15 protein-coding genes are annotated in these 12,594 nt (G+C 62.9%); 8 read left to right on the top strand and 7 right to left on the bottom strand.

Features of this window, described 5'->3' with window-relative positions; all coding sequences use genetic code 11:
- Positions 1-62: 62 nt before the first annotated feature.
- The 3 genes from J2X43_RS06790 (at position 63) to J2X43_RS06780 (ending at position 1,505) form a co-directional block, all read left to right on the top strand.
- Complete coding sequence (locus J2X43_RS06790; RefSeq protein ID WP_003588243.1) at positions 63-290, top strand: F0F1 ATP synthase subunit C; 228 nt, start codon at positions 63-65, stop codon at positions 288-290.
- A gap of 78 nt (positions 291-368) precedes the next feature.
- On the top strand, positions 369-1,010 hold the full coding sequence (locus J2X43_RS06785) for a F0F1 ATP synthase subunit B (protein WP_112390546.1): 642 nt from the start codon (positions 369-371) through the stop codon (positions 1,008-1,010).
- A gap of 3 nt (positions 1,011-1,013) precedes the next feature.
- Positions 1,014-1,505: a F0F1 ATP synthase subunit B gene (locus J2X43_RS06780; protein ID WP_112390545.1), complete on the top strand. Its 492-nt coding sequence runs from the start codon at positions 1,014-1,016 to the stop codon at positions 1,503-1,505.
- 435 nt (positions 1,506-1,940) lie between these two features.
- On the opposite strand, the gene J2X43_RS06775 is transcribed toward J2X43_RS06780, so the two are convergent.
- A complete protein-coding gene (locus tag J2X43_RS06775) occupies positions 1,941-2,633 on the bottom strand; it encodes a ribonuclease HII (RefSeq protein ID WP_310292359.1) in 693 nt (230 codons plus the stop codon).
- 219 nt (positions 2,634-2,852) lie between these two features.
- Positions 2,853-4,010, bottom strand: coding sequence for a PA0069 family radical SAM protein (locus tag J2X43_RS06770; RefSeq protein WP_310292357.1), 1,158 nt, complete (start codon positions 4,008-4,010; stop codon positions 2,853-2,855).
- Positions 4,011-4,148: 138 nt separating this feature from the next.
- Here J2X43_RS06770 and J2X43_RS06765 point away from each other — a divergent pair, with 138 nt between their 5' ends.
- Positions 4,149-4,667 (top strand): glycosyltransferase family 2 protein, encoded by a 519-nt coding sequence (locus tag J2X43_RS06765; protein WP_112390542.1) that lies wholly within the window; start codon positions 4,149-4,151, stop codon positions 4,665-4,667.
- A gap of 2 nt (positions 4,668-4,669) precedes the next feature.
- Here J2X43_RS06765 and moaB read toward each other — a convergent pair whose 3' ends face one another.
- The 3 genes from moaB to J2X43_RS06750 are packed head-to-tail and all read right to left on the bottom strand — an operon-like array spanning position 4,670 to position 7,937.
- Complete coding sequence (gene moaB, locus J2X43_RS06760) at positions 4,670-5,215, bottom strand: molybdenum cofactor biosynthesis protein B (RefSeq protein WP_310292355.1); 546 nt, start codon at positions 5,213-5,215, stop codon at positions 4,670-4,672.
- Position 5,216: 1 nt separating this feature from the next.
- The gene (locus J2X43_RS06755; protein ID WP_310292352.1) at positions 5,217-6,098 is read right to left on the bottom strand and encodes a 4-(cytidine 5'-diphospho)-2-C-methyl-D-erythritol kinase; all 882 of its coding nucleotides are present in this window, start codon (positions 6,096-6,098) and stop codon (positions 5,217-5,219) included.
- Between the two features lie 6 nt (positions 6,099-6,104).
- On the bottom strand, positions 6,105-7,937 hold the full coding sequence (locus tag J2X43_RS06750; RefSeq protein ID WP_310292350.1) for a tetratricopeptide repeat protein: 1,833 nt from the start codon (positions 7,935-7,937) through the stop codon (positions 6,105-6,107).
- Between J2X43_RS06750 and J2X43_RS06745 the strand changes: the two genes are divergently transcribed.
- Positions 7,918-8,067 carry a hypothetical protein gene (locus J2X43_RS06745; protein ID WP_310292348.1) on the top strand — a complete coding sequence of 50 codons (150 nt, stop codon included), beginning with the start codon at positions 7,918-7,920 and terminating at the stop codon, positions 8,065-8,067. The two genes, J2X43_RS06750 and J2X43_RS06745, sit on opposite strands and share 20 nt — an antisense overlap.
- Here J2X43_RS06745 and J2X43_RS06740 read toward each other — a convergent pair whose 3' ends face one another.
- Positions 8,068-9,084, bottom strand: coding sequence for a polyprenyl synthetase family protein (locus J2X43_RS06740; RefSeq protein ID WP_112390538.1), 1,017 nt, complete (start codon positions 9,082-9,084; stop codon positions 8,068-8,070).
- A gap of 108 nt (positions 9,085-9,192) precedes the next feature.
- On the opposite strand from J2X43_RS06740, the gene J2X43_RS06735 reads away from it, so the two are divergent.
- Both J2X43_RS06735 and J2X43_RS06730 read left to right on the top strand, forming a co-directional pair.
- The gene (locus J2X43_RS06735; RefSeq protein WP_112390537.1) at positions 9,193-9,420 is read left to right on the top strand and encodes a DUF2007 domain-containing protein; all 228 of its coding nucleotides are present in this window, start codon (positions 9,193-9,195) and stop codon (positions 9,418-9,420) included.
- A gap of 4 nt (positions 9,421-9,424) precedes the next feature.
- Positions 9,425-10,201, top strand: coding sequence for a methyltransferase (locus tag J2X43_RS06730; protein ID WP_310292345.1), 777 nt, complete (start codon positions 9,425-9,427; stop codon positions 10,199-10,201).
- On the opposite strand, the gene J2X43_RS06725 is transcribed toward J2X43_RS06730, so the two are convergent.
- Complete coding sequence (locus J2X43_RS06725; RefSeq protein WP_310292343.1) at positions 10,198-11,538, bottom strand: Nramp family divalent metal transporter; 1,341 nt, start codon at positions 11,536-11,538, stop codon at positions 10,198-10,200. The genes J2X43_RS06730 and J2X43_RS06725 overlap by 4 nt on opposite strands.
- Positions 11,539-11,725: 187 nt before the next feature.
- On the opposite strand from J2X43_RS06725, the gene J2X43_RS06720 reads away from it, so the two are divergent.
- Entirely contained in the window at positions 11,726-12,586 is an 861-nt protein-coding gene (locus tag J2X43_RS06720) for a S49 family peptidase (protein WP_310292341.1), read from the top strand.
- Positions 12,587-12,594 lie beyond the last annotated feature (8 nt).

Here is a 12,594-nt window from a genome sequence, read left to right as displayed (position 1 = left end):
AACGACATCGACGTCAAAGGGCGTCAGTCATTCGCCGCAACAACCATCTCAAGGAGTTCAACATGGAAGCGGAAGCAGCAAAGTTCATCGGTGCAGGCCTGGCTTGCTTTGGTATGGCCGGCACGGCTCTCGGCCTCGGCAACATCTTCGGCAGCTACCTGTCCGGCGCTCTGCGCAACCCGTCTGCCGCTGACAGCCAGTTCGGCCGTCTGGTTTTCGGCTTCGCCGTTACGGAAGCTCTGGGCATCTTCTCGCTGCTCGTCGCTCTCCTCCTGCTCTTCGCCGTTTAATTTCGGTGGATTGAAGGATCACGGCCTGCAGACCGCAAGCCGTGATCCTTTGCATTTGCAGTACACCTGGAGGTGAGCATGTTTTTTGTGACCCCGGCCTATGCTGAAGAAGCTCCGGCGGGAACGGCAGAAACGGGTGCAGCCACCGGTACGGATCCGCATGCCGCTCCGGCTGCTGGCGAGGTCCATACCGAAACCGGCGTTGCCGGTGGCGAGCATCATGGCGGCGTTTTCCCGCCGTTCGATACGTCGACCTACGCATCCCAGCTGCTTTGGCTGGTGATTACGTTCGCTGTTTTCTTCGTGCTCATGCAAAAGGTCATCGCACCGCGCATCGGCGGCATCCTCGAGCAGCGCCATAACCGGCTTGCGCAGGATCTGGACGAGGCAGCACGCCTCAAGTCCGAAGCCGACGCAGCGGTCGCAACCTATGAAGGCGAACTCGCCGCAGCCCGCTCCAAGGCCAATCAGATCGGCACCGCCGCTCGCGATGCCGCCAAGCTCAAGGCTGAAGCCGACCGCCGCGCTGTCGAAGCAAGCCTTGCCGAAAAGCTGAAGGCTGCCGAAGGCCGCATCGCCGATATCAAGGCGAAGGCGTTCGCAGACGTCGGCACGATCGCTGAGGAAACGGCTGTCGCCGTCGTTCAGCAGCTGATCGGTGGCACCGCTGCCAAGGCTGATGTCGCAGCGGCGGTCGCAGCCGCCAAGAAGGAGGGTTGATCGATGGAATTTGCTCTTGATGCAACTTTCTTCGCCTTTGTCGGCCTCGTTCTCTTCATCCTGCTGGTCGTCTACCTGAAGGTTCCGGGGATGATGGCGAAGTCGCTCGACGACCGCGCCGATCAGATCCGCAACGAACTGGCGGAAGCCAAGCGCCTGCGCGAAGAGGCCCAGCACCTGCTGGCCGAATACCAGCGCAAGCGCAAGGAAGCCGAAGCCGAAGCTGCGAACATCGTCGCTGCGGCCGAACGCGAAGCAGAGATGCTGACCGCCGAAGCCAAGAAGAAGACCGAAGAGTTCGTTGCCAACCGCACCGCGCTTTCCGAGCAGAAGATCAAGCAGGCAGAAGTCGAAGCGATGAAGGCCGTTCGTTCAGCGGCCGTCGATCTCGCCATCTCCGCTGCCGAGACCGTGCTGGCCCAGAAGGCCGAAGGCAAGGTCCAGGCCGATCTCTTCAAGACCGCCGTCGGCGAAGTGAAGACCCGCCTGAACTAAGGTTTGGTGTGTTTACGGATTGAAAAGCCCCGCCTCGTGCGGGGCTTTTTGTTTTTTGGGCGTTGGTGGTGTTGGTAGTCATTATAGCGTGGCACCGTGCCTGCTGCGCTGCGTGGCCAACGCAGGCAGCCAATGGGTTCGCTCAACCCCTCCCCACCGACCTCATTCCTGTGCTTGTCACAGGAATCCAGCCACGGCGCGTCCGCGCCGTGAATAACTCAAACGAGCTCGCGATGGGTCATATGTCTCCCGCGCCCCAAGAGCGGGGCGCACTGGATTCCTGCGACAAGCACAGGAATGAGGAAGGAGAGGCTAGTGGCCGCGGCGCGAGGTGGCACCTGTGGTCGTGTCTAGGCTCAATCCCCGTAGCTGGTCCGCAGCAGCAACCGGGTGAGGTGGCACCGGGCGCGCCATCGCCTCTGGCGCACCGCACCCTCAATCCCCAAGCATTTCCTGCGTCACCGCAAGCTCTGCCCCATCCTTCCGGAGCGGCCTAAATGTCATCCGGTGCAGCGAACACGGCCCGTGCTGCTCGATCCCCGCCCGGTGCTGGGCCGTGCCGTAACCGGCATGGACGGCAAAGCCGTAGTCGGGGAAGACGAGGTGGGCGCGGGTCATCATCCGGTCGCGGGTGACTTTGGCGACGATCGAGGCGGCGGCGATCGAGACGGAGCGCGCGTCGCCCTTGACCACCGCCTGTCCGGGACAATTGAGGCCCTGGGGCACGTCGAGACCATCGGTCAGCACATAGGCGGCCGGAAGGGAAAGGCCGCAGATGGCGCGGCGCATCGCGTCGAGGCTCGCCTTGCGGATATCGGTATCGTCGATGCGGGTGGCGCTCGATGAGGCGATCGAGACTGTCGCCGTCGCCAGGATCTGCACGAACAGCTCTTCGCGCTTGGCCGCCGAGAGCTGCTTGGAATCGTTCAGCCCCTCGGGAATGCGTTTGGGATGGAGAATGACGGCGGCAGCCACCACCGGACCAGCCAGAGGCCCGCGCCCGGCTTCGTCGGCACCGGCAACCGGCCAGTGGCCGGCCTTGCGTGCCTTCAGTTCCAGCTTGAAATCCGGAGTGAGTGGCGCGTCTTCGAAAAGCAGAGGAGAATCGGGTGGCGTGCGACGTTTCATGCGGCTGAACCTCGCACGCCAACCCGATTTCCTGCAAGCCCCCGGAACAGGGCGGCGGGCCGGGGGCTAGGACCGCGAAGGGGCAGGGGACCCATTCGCGGCGTGCAAGAGACCAGGGCGGCGGTCTCCTGCGGGTAATTCCTCAGCAGGCATCGTCTGCCTGCCGTTCGAAACGGACGCGCCGTTTCTCCTCGCGCCCGTGCCAGCGGGCGGGAAGTTTCAGAGCAGCGACAGCTGCACGCCGCTGCCGTCGGGCGGCACGAAGAGATCGTCGCGCAGCGGCATGCTGCGCCTGACCATGCCGAGCCGCTTGGTGGCCATCTCGAAGCGCCGGGCAATCTGCCAGGCATAGGGGCCGGCACCCTTCATGCGCTTGCCGAAATCGGCGTCGTAATCCTTACCGCCGCGCATCGAGCGCACCAGCGACATGACGTGCCGGTAGCGATCCGGGTAATGCTGCAGCAGCCAGTCGCGAAACAGCGGCGAGACCTCCAGCGGCAGCCGCAGGATGACAAAGCCCGCCTCGCGCGCACCGGCAGCATGCGCGGCATCGAGAATGCGTTCGATCTCGTGGTCGTTCAGGGCCGGGATCACAGGGGCGGCCATGACGGAGGTCGGGATACCGGCCTCGCTCAGAGCATGGATCGCTTCCAGCCGCCGTGGCGGCGTCGAGGCGCGCGGCTCCATGGTCCGGGCAAGCTTGCGGTCGAGCGTCGTCACCGACAGCGAGGCGCGCACCAGGCCGCGTTCCGCCATGCTTTTCAGGATATCGATATCCCGCATGATCATCGCCGACTTGGTGACGATCGAGACAGGATGATTGGCCTTGTCGAGCACTTCGAGGATCTGCCGCATGATGCGCCATTCCTTTTCGATCGGCTGATAGGGATCGGTATTGGTGCCGATCGCGATCACCCGCGGCTTGTAACCGGGCTTTGCAAGTTCGCGTTCCAGAAGCTTGGCGGCATCCGGCTTGGCAAAGAGCTTGGCCTCGAAATCAAGCCCCGCCGAAAGCCCCATATAGGCGTGGCTCGGCCGGGCGAAGCAATAGATGCAGCCATGCTCGCAGCCGCGATAGGGGTTGATTGACCGGTCGAACGGAATGTCGGGCGACTCGTTGCGGGTGATCGCGGTGCGCGGCTTTTCGATCTGCACTTCGGTCTTGAAGGGCGGCAGTTCCTCCAGCGTCTGCCAGCCGTCGTCGAAGCTCTCGCGGCTCTGCGGCTCGAACCGTCCGCCGGGATTGAGCCCGGCGCCGCGTCCGCGGCGGCGTTCGGCATCCACGCGCAAGCCAGACTGGGCGATCAGCGCTTCGGCAATATCTGCCGTGTTGGCAGGCGCGAATGCGGCCTGCCCTGCAAGGGACTGTTCGTTCATCGGATTCTCCCGCAGCGGAGGCGTTGCCTTCGCCCGTTCTTGATGATTAAATTCCTAATCAGAAAACGAGAACAATGCAAGAACAAAATGAGGAAAGTCGCGCTGGCAAAGTTTTGTGCGGCGCATTATAAATAGGCAATGTTGACAGTTGTTCTCGAGTGCCAGGATCAGGAACCGGAGCTGGCGCAGACGTTATCGGTGCTGGTTGCAGGCGCGGTCGAAGGCCTTGTCAGCGATGTCGTGGTGCTTGATCACGGCTCGCGCGACGGCACCTCGCGGGTGGCGGACGCGGCCGGTTGCCGCTTTCATTCTGAGTGGGATATCAACGACATATTGCGCTCGGCGCGTGGCGAATGGCTGCTCTTCGTCGAGCCGGGCGCGCGCCCGCAGGCGGGCTGGATCGACGAGATCGCCGAATATGTGGCGCTGAACAGATTGCCCGCCCGCTTCACCGCCTCGCGTGCCTATCGCCGTCCGCTGCTGCAGCGTCTCGGCCGCTCGGTGCCACCGCTGGAGCTTGCCTATCTTGTCCCCAAGAACCAGGCGATCGCCTCGGCAAAGAGCGGCATGCGGCTGTCGGAATTTCCCAAGGGACAGAAGCTCAGGCAGCTCTCCAGTGAATTGATTCCTTCCTGGGTGGCGCGCGCCGCCAGATAGAATCAGCCGCCGCGCTTCAGATGCTCGTCAAGCCGCGGCATGATCTCCACGAAATTGCAGGGCATGTGCCGGTAGTCGAGCTGCGCCTTCAATATCCCGTCCCACGCATCCTTGCAGGCGCCGGGAGAGCCTGGCAGCACGAAGATGAAGGTGGCATTGGCAACGCCTGCGGTGGCGCGTGACTGGATCGTCGAGGTGCCGATCTTGTCGTAGGAGATGCGGTGAAACACCTCCGAGAAGCCGTCCATGCGCTTCTCGAACAGAGGCTCCAGCGCCTCGGGCGTCACGTCGCGGCCGGTAAAGCCGGTTCCACCGGTGGTGATGACGACGTCGATGCCGTCGGTCTCCATCCAGGCCTTCACGCGCGCGGCGATCGCCTGTTTGTCATCCTGCACGATGGCGCGGTCGATGAGCTTGTGGCCAGCCTCGGCGATGCGGGCGGCGAGCGTATCGCCCGACTTGTCATTCTCGAGGCTGCGGGTATCCGATACGGTCAGCACGGCGATGCCGACGGGGATGAACGGGCGGTTCTTGTCTATGCCAGGCATGTCATTCTCCCGCGGCTGTTTCCGTTGCCTGGAAATACCAGTCCGGCCGCAGCCTGTGAAGCTGCTGCTCGGCCGCTTCAGCCGCCGCAAGGGAGGGGAAGATGCCGAAGCAGGTGGCGCCCGACCCCGACATCCGCACGAGCCCTGCGCCGCTCTCCACAAGCAGCGCCGAGATCTCGGCGATTTCAGGCGTCAGGCCGCGTGCCGGCGGCTCCAGATCGTTGCGATTGGCGGCAATCGCTGCCATCCAGTCTCCGGCCGCAAGATCGAGCGGCCGGTTGTTCTTCTCGGTCAGCAGCCGGAAGATCTGAGGCGTCGAGACGGCCTTCAGCGGATTGGCCAATACCAGATAGAGCCGGGGCAGTGCGGCGTGCTCGATCTCCTCGCCGATGCCGCGCGCAATCAGCGGCCGGCTTTCCAGACACATCGGCACATCGGCGCCAAGCTGAAGGGCGAGCGCCGAACGGATATCGGCAGGCAAGCGCACATTCCAGAAGCGCTGAAGCCCGCGCAGTGCCGCGGCCGCATCCGCAGAACCGCCGCCGATCCCCGAGGCGATGGGCAGGTTCTTCTCGAGATGGATGGAAACCGCAGGCGCGTGGCCACGCTGGGCGAAAGCCGCCTGGCGCAGGAGATCGCGCGCCTTGAGCACCAGATTGCTGCCCGGCTCGCCGCCGAGGTCAGCGGCAAAGCGCCCGCCCAAGGTAAAGCCGTCTCTATCGGCAGAAGTAAAGCTCAGCCGGTCGCCATGCGCCGTGAAGGTCACCAGCATGTCGAGCAGATGGTAACCATCATCTCTCTGGCCCGTCACATGCAGGGCCAGATTGATTTTCGCAGGCGCGTCTTCAGTCACCGTGAAACGGCGGCTCTCCGCATCCGGCATGCGCTATCAGGACTTCTTGTCGACAGGCGGCGGAGCGACCGGCGCTGGGTCCGGTTGCTTCTTGTCGGCAGACTTGGCGTCGTCGTTCTCCGGCTTCAGGCCGTTGGCGATCTTGTCCTTGATCTTCGGGATATCGGCTTCCTCGGGCTGCGAGTTCAGCGCCCGGTTCCACTGATAGACGGCCTCAAGCTTGCGGCCGACATGCCAGTAGGCATCACCAAGGTGATCGTTGATCGTCGCATCGCCAGCCTTGATCTCGGCGGCCTTCTCGAGTTCCGCTACGGCATCGTCGAAGCGGTTGAGGCGGTAGTAGGCCCAGCCCAGCGAATCGATGATGTAGCCGTCGTCAGGGCGCAGATCGACGGCCTTCTTGATCATCGTCAGGCCTTCGTCGAGGTTCTTGTTCATGTCGATCCAGGAATAGCCCAGATAGTTCAGAACCTGCGGCTGGTCCGGATTGAGTTCCAGCGCCTTGCGGAAATTCGGCTCGGCCTGATCCCACTTCTTCAGCCGCTCATAGGCGATGCCGCGCTGGAAGAACACGGTCCAGTCGGAGCGGCCCGGCAGCGCGCCGATTGCCTCGACGGCCTTGTCGTAGTTGGCGGCCATCGCCGGATAGTCCTTGGCGTCGGACAGGACGCTGCCATAGGCGAGGTAGCTGCGGATATCGCTCGGGTCGGAGGTGATCAGCTGCTGCAGATGCTTGCGGGCCTCGTCTACCTTGCCGCCCTGGGCGAGCGCCAGGCCGAGCTGCAGTTCGGAGATGCGGCGCATCGGCGAATCCGCAGGAACCTTCTGATAGAACTCGATGGCGCGGTCCATCTGTTCCTGCTTCTCGGCAATGCCGCCGAGCAGAACCAGCGTATCGGGGCTGTCGGGATCAAGCGCATTGGCGGTCTGCAGGTAGAGCGAAACGATGTCTTCGGCACCATCGCGGTTCAGCGCGGCGCCGACGGAGAAGAGCACGGCAGCCGCACCCTGTGCAGCGTTCTCGACCTGCTGCTTCGGCTTTTCGCCGCTTTCGATGCTCTGGCGCAGCGCCTTCAGCGGCGCGTAGTTCGGCAGCAAATTGTCGCCGACGGAAATGGCGTCCAGTGCCTTCTGCTTGTTGCCCTGCGATGCTTCGAGGCGGGCCAGCGCCATGATCGAGCGCATGAACGTGTCGGGGGCGGTAGCGCCGCCATCCTTGTCGAGCACTGCGTCGTTCAGATGCTTGCGGGCCGACGCGATATTGCCGTTGACGATGGCGATCGCGCCGGCATGGTAGTTCTGGAAGATGCGGAACCAGTCCGGTCCCTTCATCTTCTCGACCATCGCCAGCGCTTCCTTGCCGCGTCCGGCGCCAAGGCGCGACCAGGCCGACAGCAGGTCGTTCATCATCCGGTCCAGATCGTTCGGACCATCATATTTCAGGATCGCTTCGGCGCCCTTGTAGTCGCCGCGGCTGACGGCATCCATGCTGCGCACGACCGTCGTCACGCGCTCGATGCTTGGGTCGAGTTTCAGTTCGTTGGCGTATTTGACGCCTTCCTTGAAATCGCCGCTGAGCAGCAGCGAGATCATCAGGCGCTGGCGGATTTCCGGATTGCCCGGCTCGATCTGCAGCGCCTTCTTGTAGAGCTCGATTGCCGTCTTGTAGTCGTGGTCGACATCGGCGGTGCGGGCAGCAAGGAAGGCACCGGAGAAGGTGGAAACCGTATCCGGATCGAACATCACGGTCGGGCTGGCTTCTTCCGTCTTCGCCGCGTCTTCGGCATGCGCGCCGGTCATTGCGCCGAGCGAAAGGACGGCTGCAAGGGCTGCGCTCGAAAGAAGACGGATGGCAAATCTCTGCCGCATTAGAAAACCTCTCTTCAATGCAGCCGGCAAAGCTCCGGCCGCGAAATCAGCTGCGATGACTGATTCACAACAGGATGGCTTTTTTGAAGCGGCCCTGCAACAAAATCAGCCCGCGATCAAAGACCTTTGATTAGTTGACGCGCTCGATGCAGAAGTCGATGACTTCCATCATGGCCGATTTCCATGGCGTATCGGGAAGCGGCGCCAGGGCGTCGCGCGCGATCGTGCCATAGTGAACCGCCCGGGCGATCGTATCGTTCAGCGTGCCGTATTTGGTGATCAGGCCGAGCGCCTTTTCGAGGTTCGCATCGGTGCTGTTGCCGCCCTCGATCGCATCGCGCCAGAAGGCGCGCTCTTCCTGCGTGCCGCGGCGGTAGGCGAGGATAACAGGGAGGGTGATCTTGCCCTCGCGGAAATCGTCACCGACATTCTTGCCGAGATCGGCAGCCTTACCGCCGTAATCCAGCGCATCGTCGACCAGCTGGAAGGCGAGGCCGAGATTCATGCCGTAGGACTTCATCGCGTTGCGGCCGGACTTGCCGGCCTCGGCAACGATCGGGCCGACTTCGGCGGCAGCGGCAAAGAGAGCTGCCGTCTTGGCGCGGATGACCGAGAGATAGTCGTCCTCGGTGGTTTCCATGTTCTTGGCGACGGAAAGCTGCAGCACTTCGCCCTCGGCTATGACGCAGGCAGCCGAGGAGAGAACGTCGAGCGCATCGAGCGAGCCGACATCGACCATCATGCGGAAAGCCTGGCCGAGCAGGAAGTCGCCGACGAGAACGCTGGCCTGATTGCCCCAGATGGTACGGGCCGTGGACTTGCCGCGGCGCAGATCGCTTTCGTCCACCACGTCATCATGCAAAAGCGTCGCCGTGTGCATGAACTCGACCGACGTCGCGAGCTTGATGTGGTTTTCGCCCTTGTAGCCGAACAGACAGGACGAGGCGAGCGTCAGCATCGGGCGCAGACGCTTGCCGCCGGAGGAGATCAGGTGGTTGGCAACCTCCGGGATCATCTGTACGTCGGAACCGGCCTTCGAAAGGATAAGCTGGTTCACCCGATCCATATCCGCCTTTGTCAAATCGACCAGCGGCTTGACGGATGCCAGTTTGTTTTTGCTTTCTTCAAGCGGTATGACCACGCCCAACGACCCGGACTCCTGTTCACTCATTGAGTTCGACAATAGAAAGGGGCGGGAGAAGCGGCAAGGGGTGAATTGTCGCGTAGCGCAAATTTGAAACGGAATTGACCGCAAATGCATGAACTTATCCGCGCCAACGATCCCGTCCTGCTCTCTTTTGCGGAGAGCCTGTTAAAGGACGCCGGAATTCACTGCTTCGTGGCCGATCAGGGCATGAGCATTCTGGAAGGTTCGCTCGGCATGCTGCCGCGCCGCCTGCTGGTTGACGACGAGCGCGCCGCCCAGGCCCGCCGCATCCTCACCGATGCCGGTCTGGCCGACGAGCTGCGCGCGGAAAAGTGAGCCGATGGCGCCAGCGGTTTCCGAAACGATCGATGCCTTCCACCGCGGCGGCTTCCATATCGTCCAGCCGAAGGGCCGGGGTCATCGCTCGGGCATGGATGCCATGCTGCTCGCCGCATTGGTTGCCGACGACAGGACTATGAAGGTCGCCGATCTCGGAGCGGGTGCCGGGGCGGCCGGTCTTGCGGTTGCGTCGCGGCTGCCGAGGGCGCAAGCCGTGCTGTTCGAGCGTTCGTCCGAAATGGCCGATTATGCGAGGCGCAGTATCGCGCTGCCCGACAATGCCCATATGGCGGGCCGTGTCTCCGTCGTCGAGGCCGATGTGACGCTGACTGCCAAGGCCCGCAACGACGCCGGGCTGCTCGACGAGGTCTTCCACCACGTCATCATGAACCCGCCTTTCAACGATGCCGGCGACCGCAAGACGCCCGATTCCTTGAAGGCCGAGGCGCATGCAATGACCGAGGGATTGTTCGAAAGCTGGATCCGCACTGCCGGTGCCATCATGATCCCCGGTGGCCAGCTGTCGCTGATCGCCCGCCCGGAATCGATCGCTGAGATCATCGCCGCCTGCGGCCGCCGCTTCGGCGGCATCGAGATCACCGCCATCCATCCGCGCCAGGGCGAAAACGCGGTCCGCATCCTGGTGACCGCGATCAAGGGCTCGCGGGCGCGGCTGTCGCTGCGGGCGCCGCTGATCATGCATGAAGAGGGGAGCCACAAGTTCTCCCCTCTCGTCGATGATTTCAACAACGGCCGCGCGGCCTATGAGCGGCTTTAGCCGATCACGAAGTCGAACAGCAGCTTGATGTTCAGCCCGGCGATGACGATGGCGATCAGATAGGCAATTGCCGAGAGCCAGCGGGGAGCGACGAGTTCGCCCATCTTCGCCTTGCTGGCGGTGAACATCACCAGCGGGAAGACGGCGAAGGAGAGCTGCAGGCTGAGCACCACCTGCGTCAGGATCAGCAGTTCCGCCGTCCCCGCATCGCCATACCAGATGGTGACGAAGGCGGCCGGGATGATGGCGATCGCCCGGGTGACGAGACGGCGCACCCATGGCTGCACCTTCATCTTGATGAAGCCTTCCATGACGATCTGGCCGGCAAGCGTTGCCGTCACCGTCGAATTCAGGCCGCAGCAGAGCAGGGCGATACCAAACAGTGTCGGGGCAATCGCAAGACCGAGCAGCGGCGCCAGCAGCGAATGCGCTTCGCCGAGTTCCACCACGTCAGTCTGGCCGTTGGCATTGAAGGCGGCGGCGGCCAGGATCAGGATCGAGGCATTGATCAGCAGCGCGAAACACAGCGCAACCGTCGAGTCGATTGTCGCGAAGGTCAGCGCCTCCCGCTTTTCCGGCAGCGTGTGGCCGAAGTCGCGGGTCTGCACGATGCCGGAATGCAGGTAGAGATTATGCGGCATCACCGTGGCGCCGAGAATGCCGAGCGCCAGATAGAGCATCTCCGGATTGGTGACGATCTCGGTCGTCGGGAAGAAGCCGGTCAGCACGGCGCCCCATTGCGGATCGGCGAGCAGGATCTGTACGCCGAAGCAGACGGCGATGACGCCGAGCAGGGTGATGATGAAGGCCTCGACCCAGCGGAAACCCATCTTCTGTAGATAGAGGATCAGGAAGACGTCGAGCGCGGTGATGAGCACGCCGAGTTCCAGCGGAACGCCGAAGATCAGGTTGAGGCCGATCGCCGTGCCGATGACCTCGGCGATATCGGTGGCGATAATGGCGATTTCGGCAAAGGCCCAGAGCGGAATGGATACCCACTTCGGAAACGCATCGCGACAGGCCTGCGCCAGGTCGCGGCCGGAAGCGATGGCAAGACGCGCGCAGAGCGATTGCAGCACGATCGCCATCAGGTTCGAAAGCAGCGCCACCGTCAGCAGCGCATAGCCGAACTTCGAGCCGCCGGCGAGCGACGTCGCCCAGTTGCCGGGGTCCATATAGCCGACCGCGACCATGTAGCCCGGACCGGCGAAGGCGGCGATCCTGCGGAGTTTCGATCCGTCGCGTCTCGTGTTGACGCTGCGATAGACGTCGGAGAGCGAAGCCTCCTCGCGGTCGAACCGCCAGCCGCCTTTTCTCTGCGGATTCAAAACATCCATGTCATTTCCACCTGTTTCCTATTCTCGCACTATGACCGATTAGAATGATAATGCAAGTCATTCGCAACAAGAAATCGCAACAACGGTCATTCGCCTGCATTCCGGGTCTTTTCGGAACGCACCCATTGCGTTTGCCGTTCCGCTGCATACATGGATTGCGACGCCGAAACGCGAAGAAGGATTTGAAATGGCCGGATTTTTGAGAAAGCTGATGCCGAAGCGCTTCCGCAAGGAAGGGGTGGTTATTCCCGTCGTCAGGCTGCAGGGCGCCATCATGAGCGGCGGCAACCAGTTCCGCCCGGCACTCAATCTGGCCTCGGTCGCGCCGATGCTGGAAAAGGCTTTCTCCGTGAAGGATGCACCGGCTGTCGCAATCACCATCAATTCGCCGGGCGGCTCGCCGGTGCAGTCGCGCCTCATCTTCACCCGCATCCGCGAGCTCGCCCGCGAGAAGCAGAAGAAGGTGCTTGTTTTCGTCGAGGATGTCGCGGCCTCTGGCGGCTACATGATCGCGCTGGCGGGTGACGAGATCATCGCCGACCCGACCTCCATCGTCGGCTCGATCGGTGTCGTCTCCGGCGGCTTCGGCTTTCCGGAGCTGTTGAAGAAGATCGGCGTCGAGCGCCGCGTCTATACCGCCGGCGAGAACAAGGTGATCCTCGATCCCTTCCAGCCGGAGAAGGAAAAGGACATCGAATACCTGAAGACCCTGCAGCTCGAGATTCATCAGGTCTTCATCGCGATGGTGCGCGAGCGCCGCGCCGGCAAGCTGAAGGATGACGAGACGGTGTTCTCCGGCCTGTTCTGGACCGGCACCCGCGGCTTGGAACTCGGCCTGATCGATGGTCTCGGCGACATGCGCCAGGAGCTGAAGAAGCGCTACGGCCACAAGACCAAGCTGGAACTCGTCACCGCTGCCCGCGGTCTCTTTGGCCGCCGCGTTCCCGGCATCTCCAGCATGTCGCTCGACGGTGCGGCATCCGGTCTCGCGACGGGACTTGTCGAAGCAGCCGAAGAAAAGGCATTGTGGAGCCGGTTCGGACTATAAGAAGGGGC

The organism is Rhizobium sp. BE258 (assembly GCF_031457345.1).
In the GTDB taxonomy this organism is placed as follows: domain Bacteria; phylum Pseudomonadota; class Alphaproteobacteria; order Rhizobiales; family Rhizobiaceae; genus Rhizobium.
The sequence above is the reverse complement of the archived record's forward strand: the minus strand, read 5'-3'. Positions and strand labels throughout refer to the sequence as shown.

Excerpts from the sequence above, each read along its gene's own strand:
- J2X43_RS06755 (WP_310292352.1), bottom strand. The coding sequence starts at position 6,098 with ATGCCGGATGCGGAGAGCCGCCGTTTCACGGTGACTGAAGACGCGCCT.
- J2X43_RS06730 (WP_310292345.1), top strand. The coding sequence starts at position 9,425 with ATGGCGCCAGCGGTTTCCGAAACGATCGATGCCTTCCACCGCGGCGGC.
- J2X43_RS06750 (WP_310292350.1), bottom strand. The coding sequence starts at position 7,937 with ATGCGGCAGAGATTTGCCATCCGTCTTCTTTCGAGCGCAGCCCTTGCA.
- J2X43_RS06735 (WP_112390537.1), top strand. The coding sequence starts at position 9,193 with ATGCATGAACTTATCCGCGCCAACGATCCCGTCCTGCTCTCTTTTGCG.
- J2X43_RS06765 (WP_112390542.1), top strand. The coding sequence starts at position 4,149 with ATGTTGACAGTTGTTCTCGAGTGCCAGGATCAGGAACCGGAGCTGGCG.
- moaB (WP_310292355.1), bottom strand. The coding sequence starts at position 5,215 with ATGCCTGGCATAGACAAGAACCGCCCGTTCATCCCCGTCGGCATCGCC.
- J2X43_RS06780 (WP_112390545.1), top strand. The coding sequence starts at position 1,014 with ATGGAATTTGCTCTTGATGCAACTTTCTTCGCCTTTGTCGGCCTCGTT.
- J2X43_RS06770 (WP_310292357.1), bottom strand. The coding sequence starts at position 4,010 with ATGAACGAACAGTCCCTTGCAGGGCAGGCCGCATTCGCGCCTGCCAAC.
- J2X43_RS06720 (WP_310292341.1), top strand. The coding sequence starts at position 11,726 with ATGGCCGGATTTTTGAGAAAGCTGATGCCGAAGCGCTTCCGCAAGGAA.
- J2X43_RS06745 (WP_310292348.1), top strand. The coding sequence starts at position 7,918 with ATGGCAAATCTCTGCCGCATTAGAAAACCTCTCTTCAATGCAGCCGGC.
- J2X43_RS06725 (WP_310292343.1), bottom strand. The coding sequence starts at position 11,538 with ATGGATGTTTTGAATCCGCAGAGAAAAGGCGGCTGGCGGTTCGACCGC.
- J2X43_RS06790 (WP_003588243.1), top strand. The coding sequence starts at position 63 with ATGGAAGCGGAAGCAGCAAAGTTCATCGGTGCAGGCCTGGCTTGCTTT.
- J2X43_RS06775 (WP_310292359.1), bottom strand. The coding sequence starts at position 2,633 with ATGAAACGTCGCACGCCACCCGATTCTCCTCTGCTTTTCGAAGACGCG.
- J2X43_RS06785 (WP_112390546.1), top strand. The coding sequence starts at position 369 with ATGTTTTTTGTGACCCCGGCCTATGCTGAAGAAGCTCCGGCGGGAACG.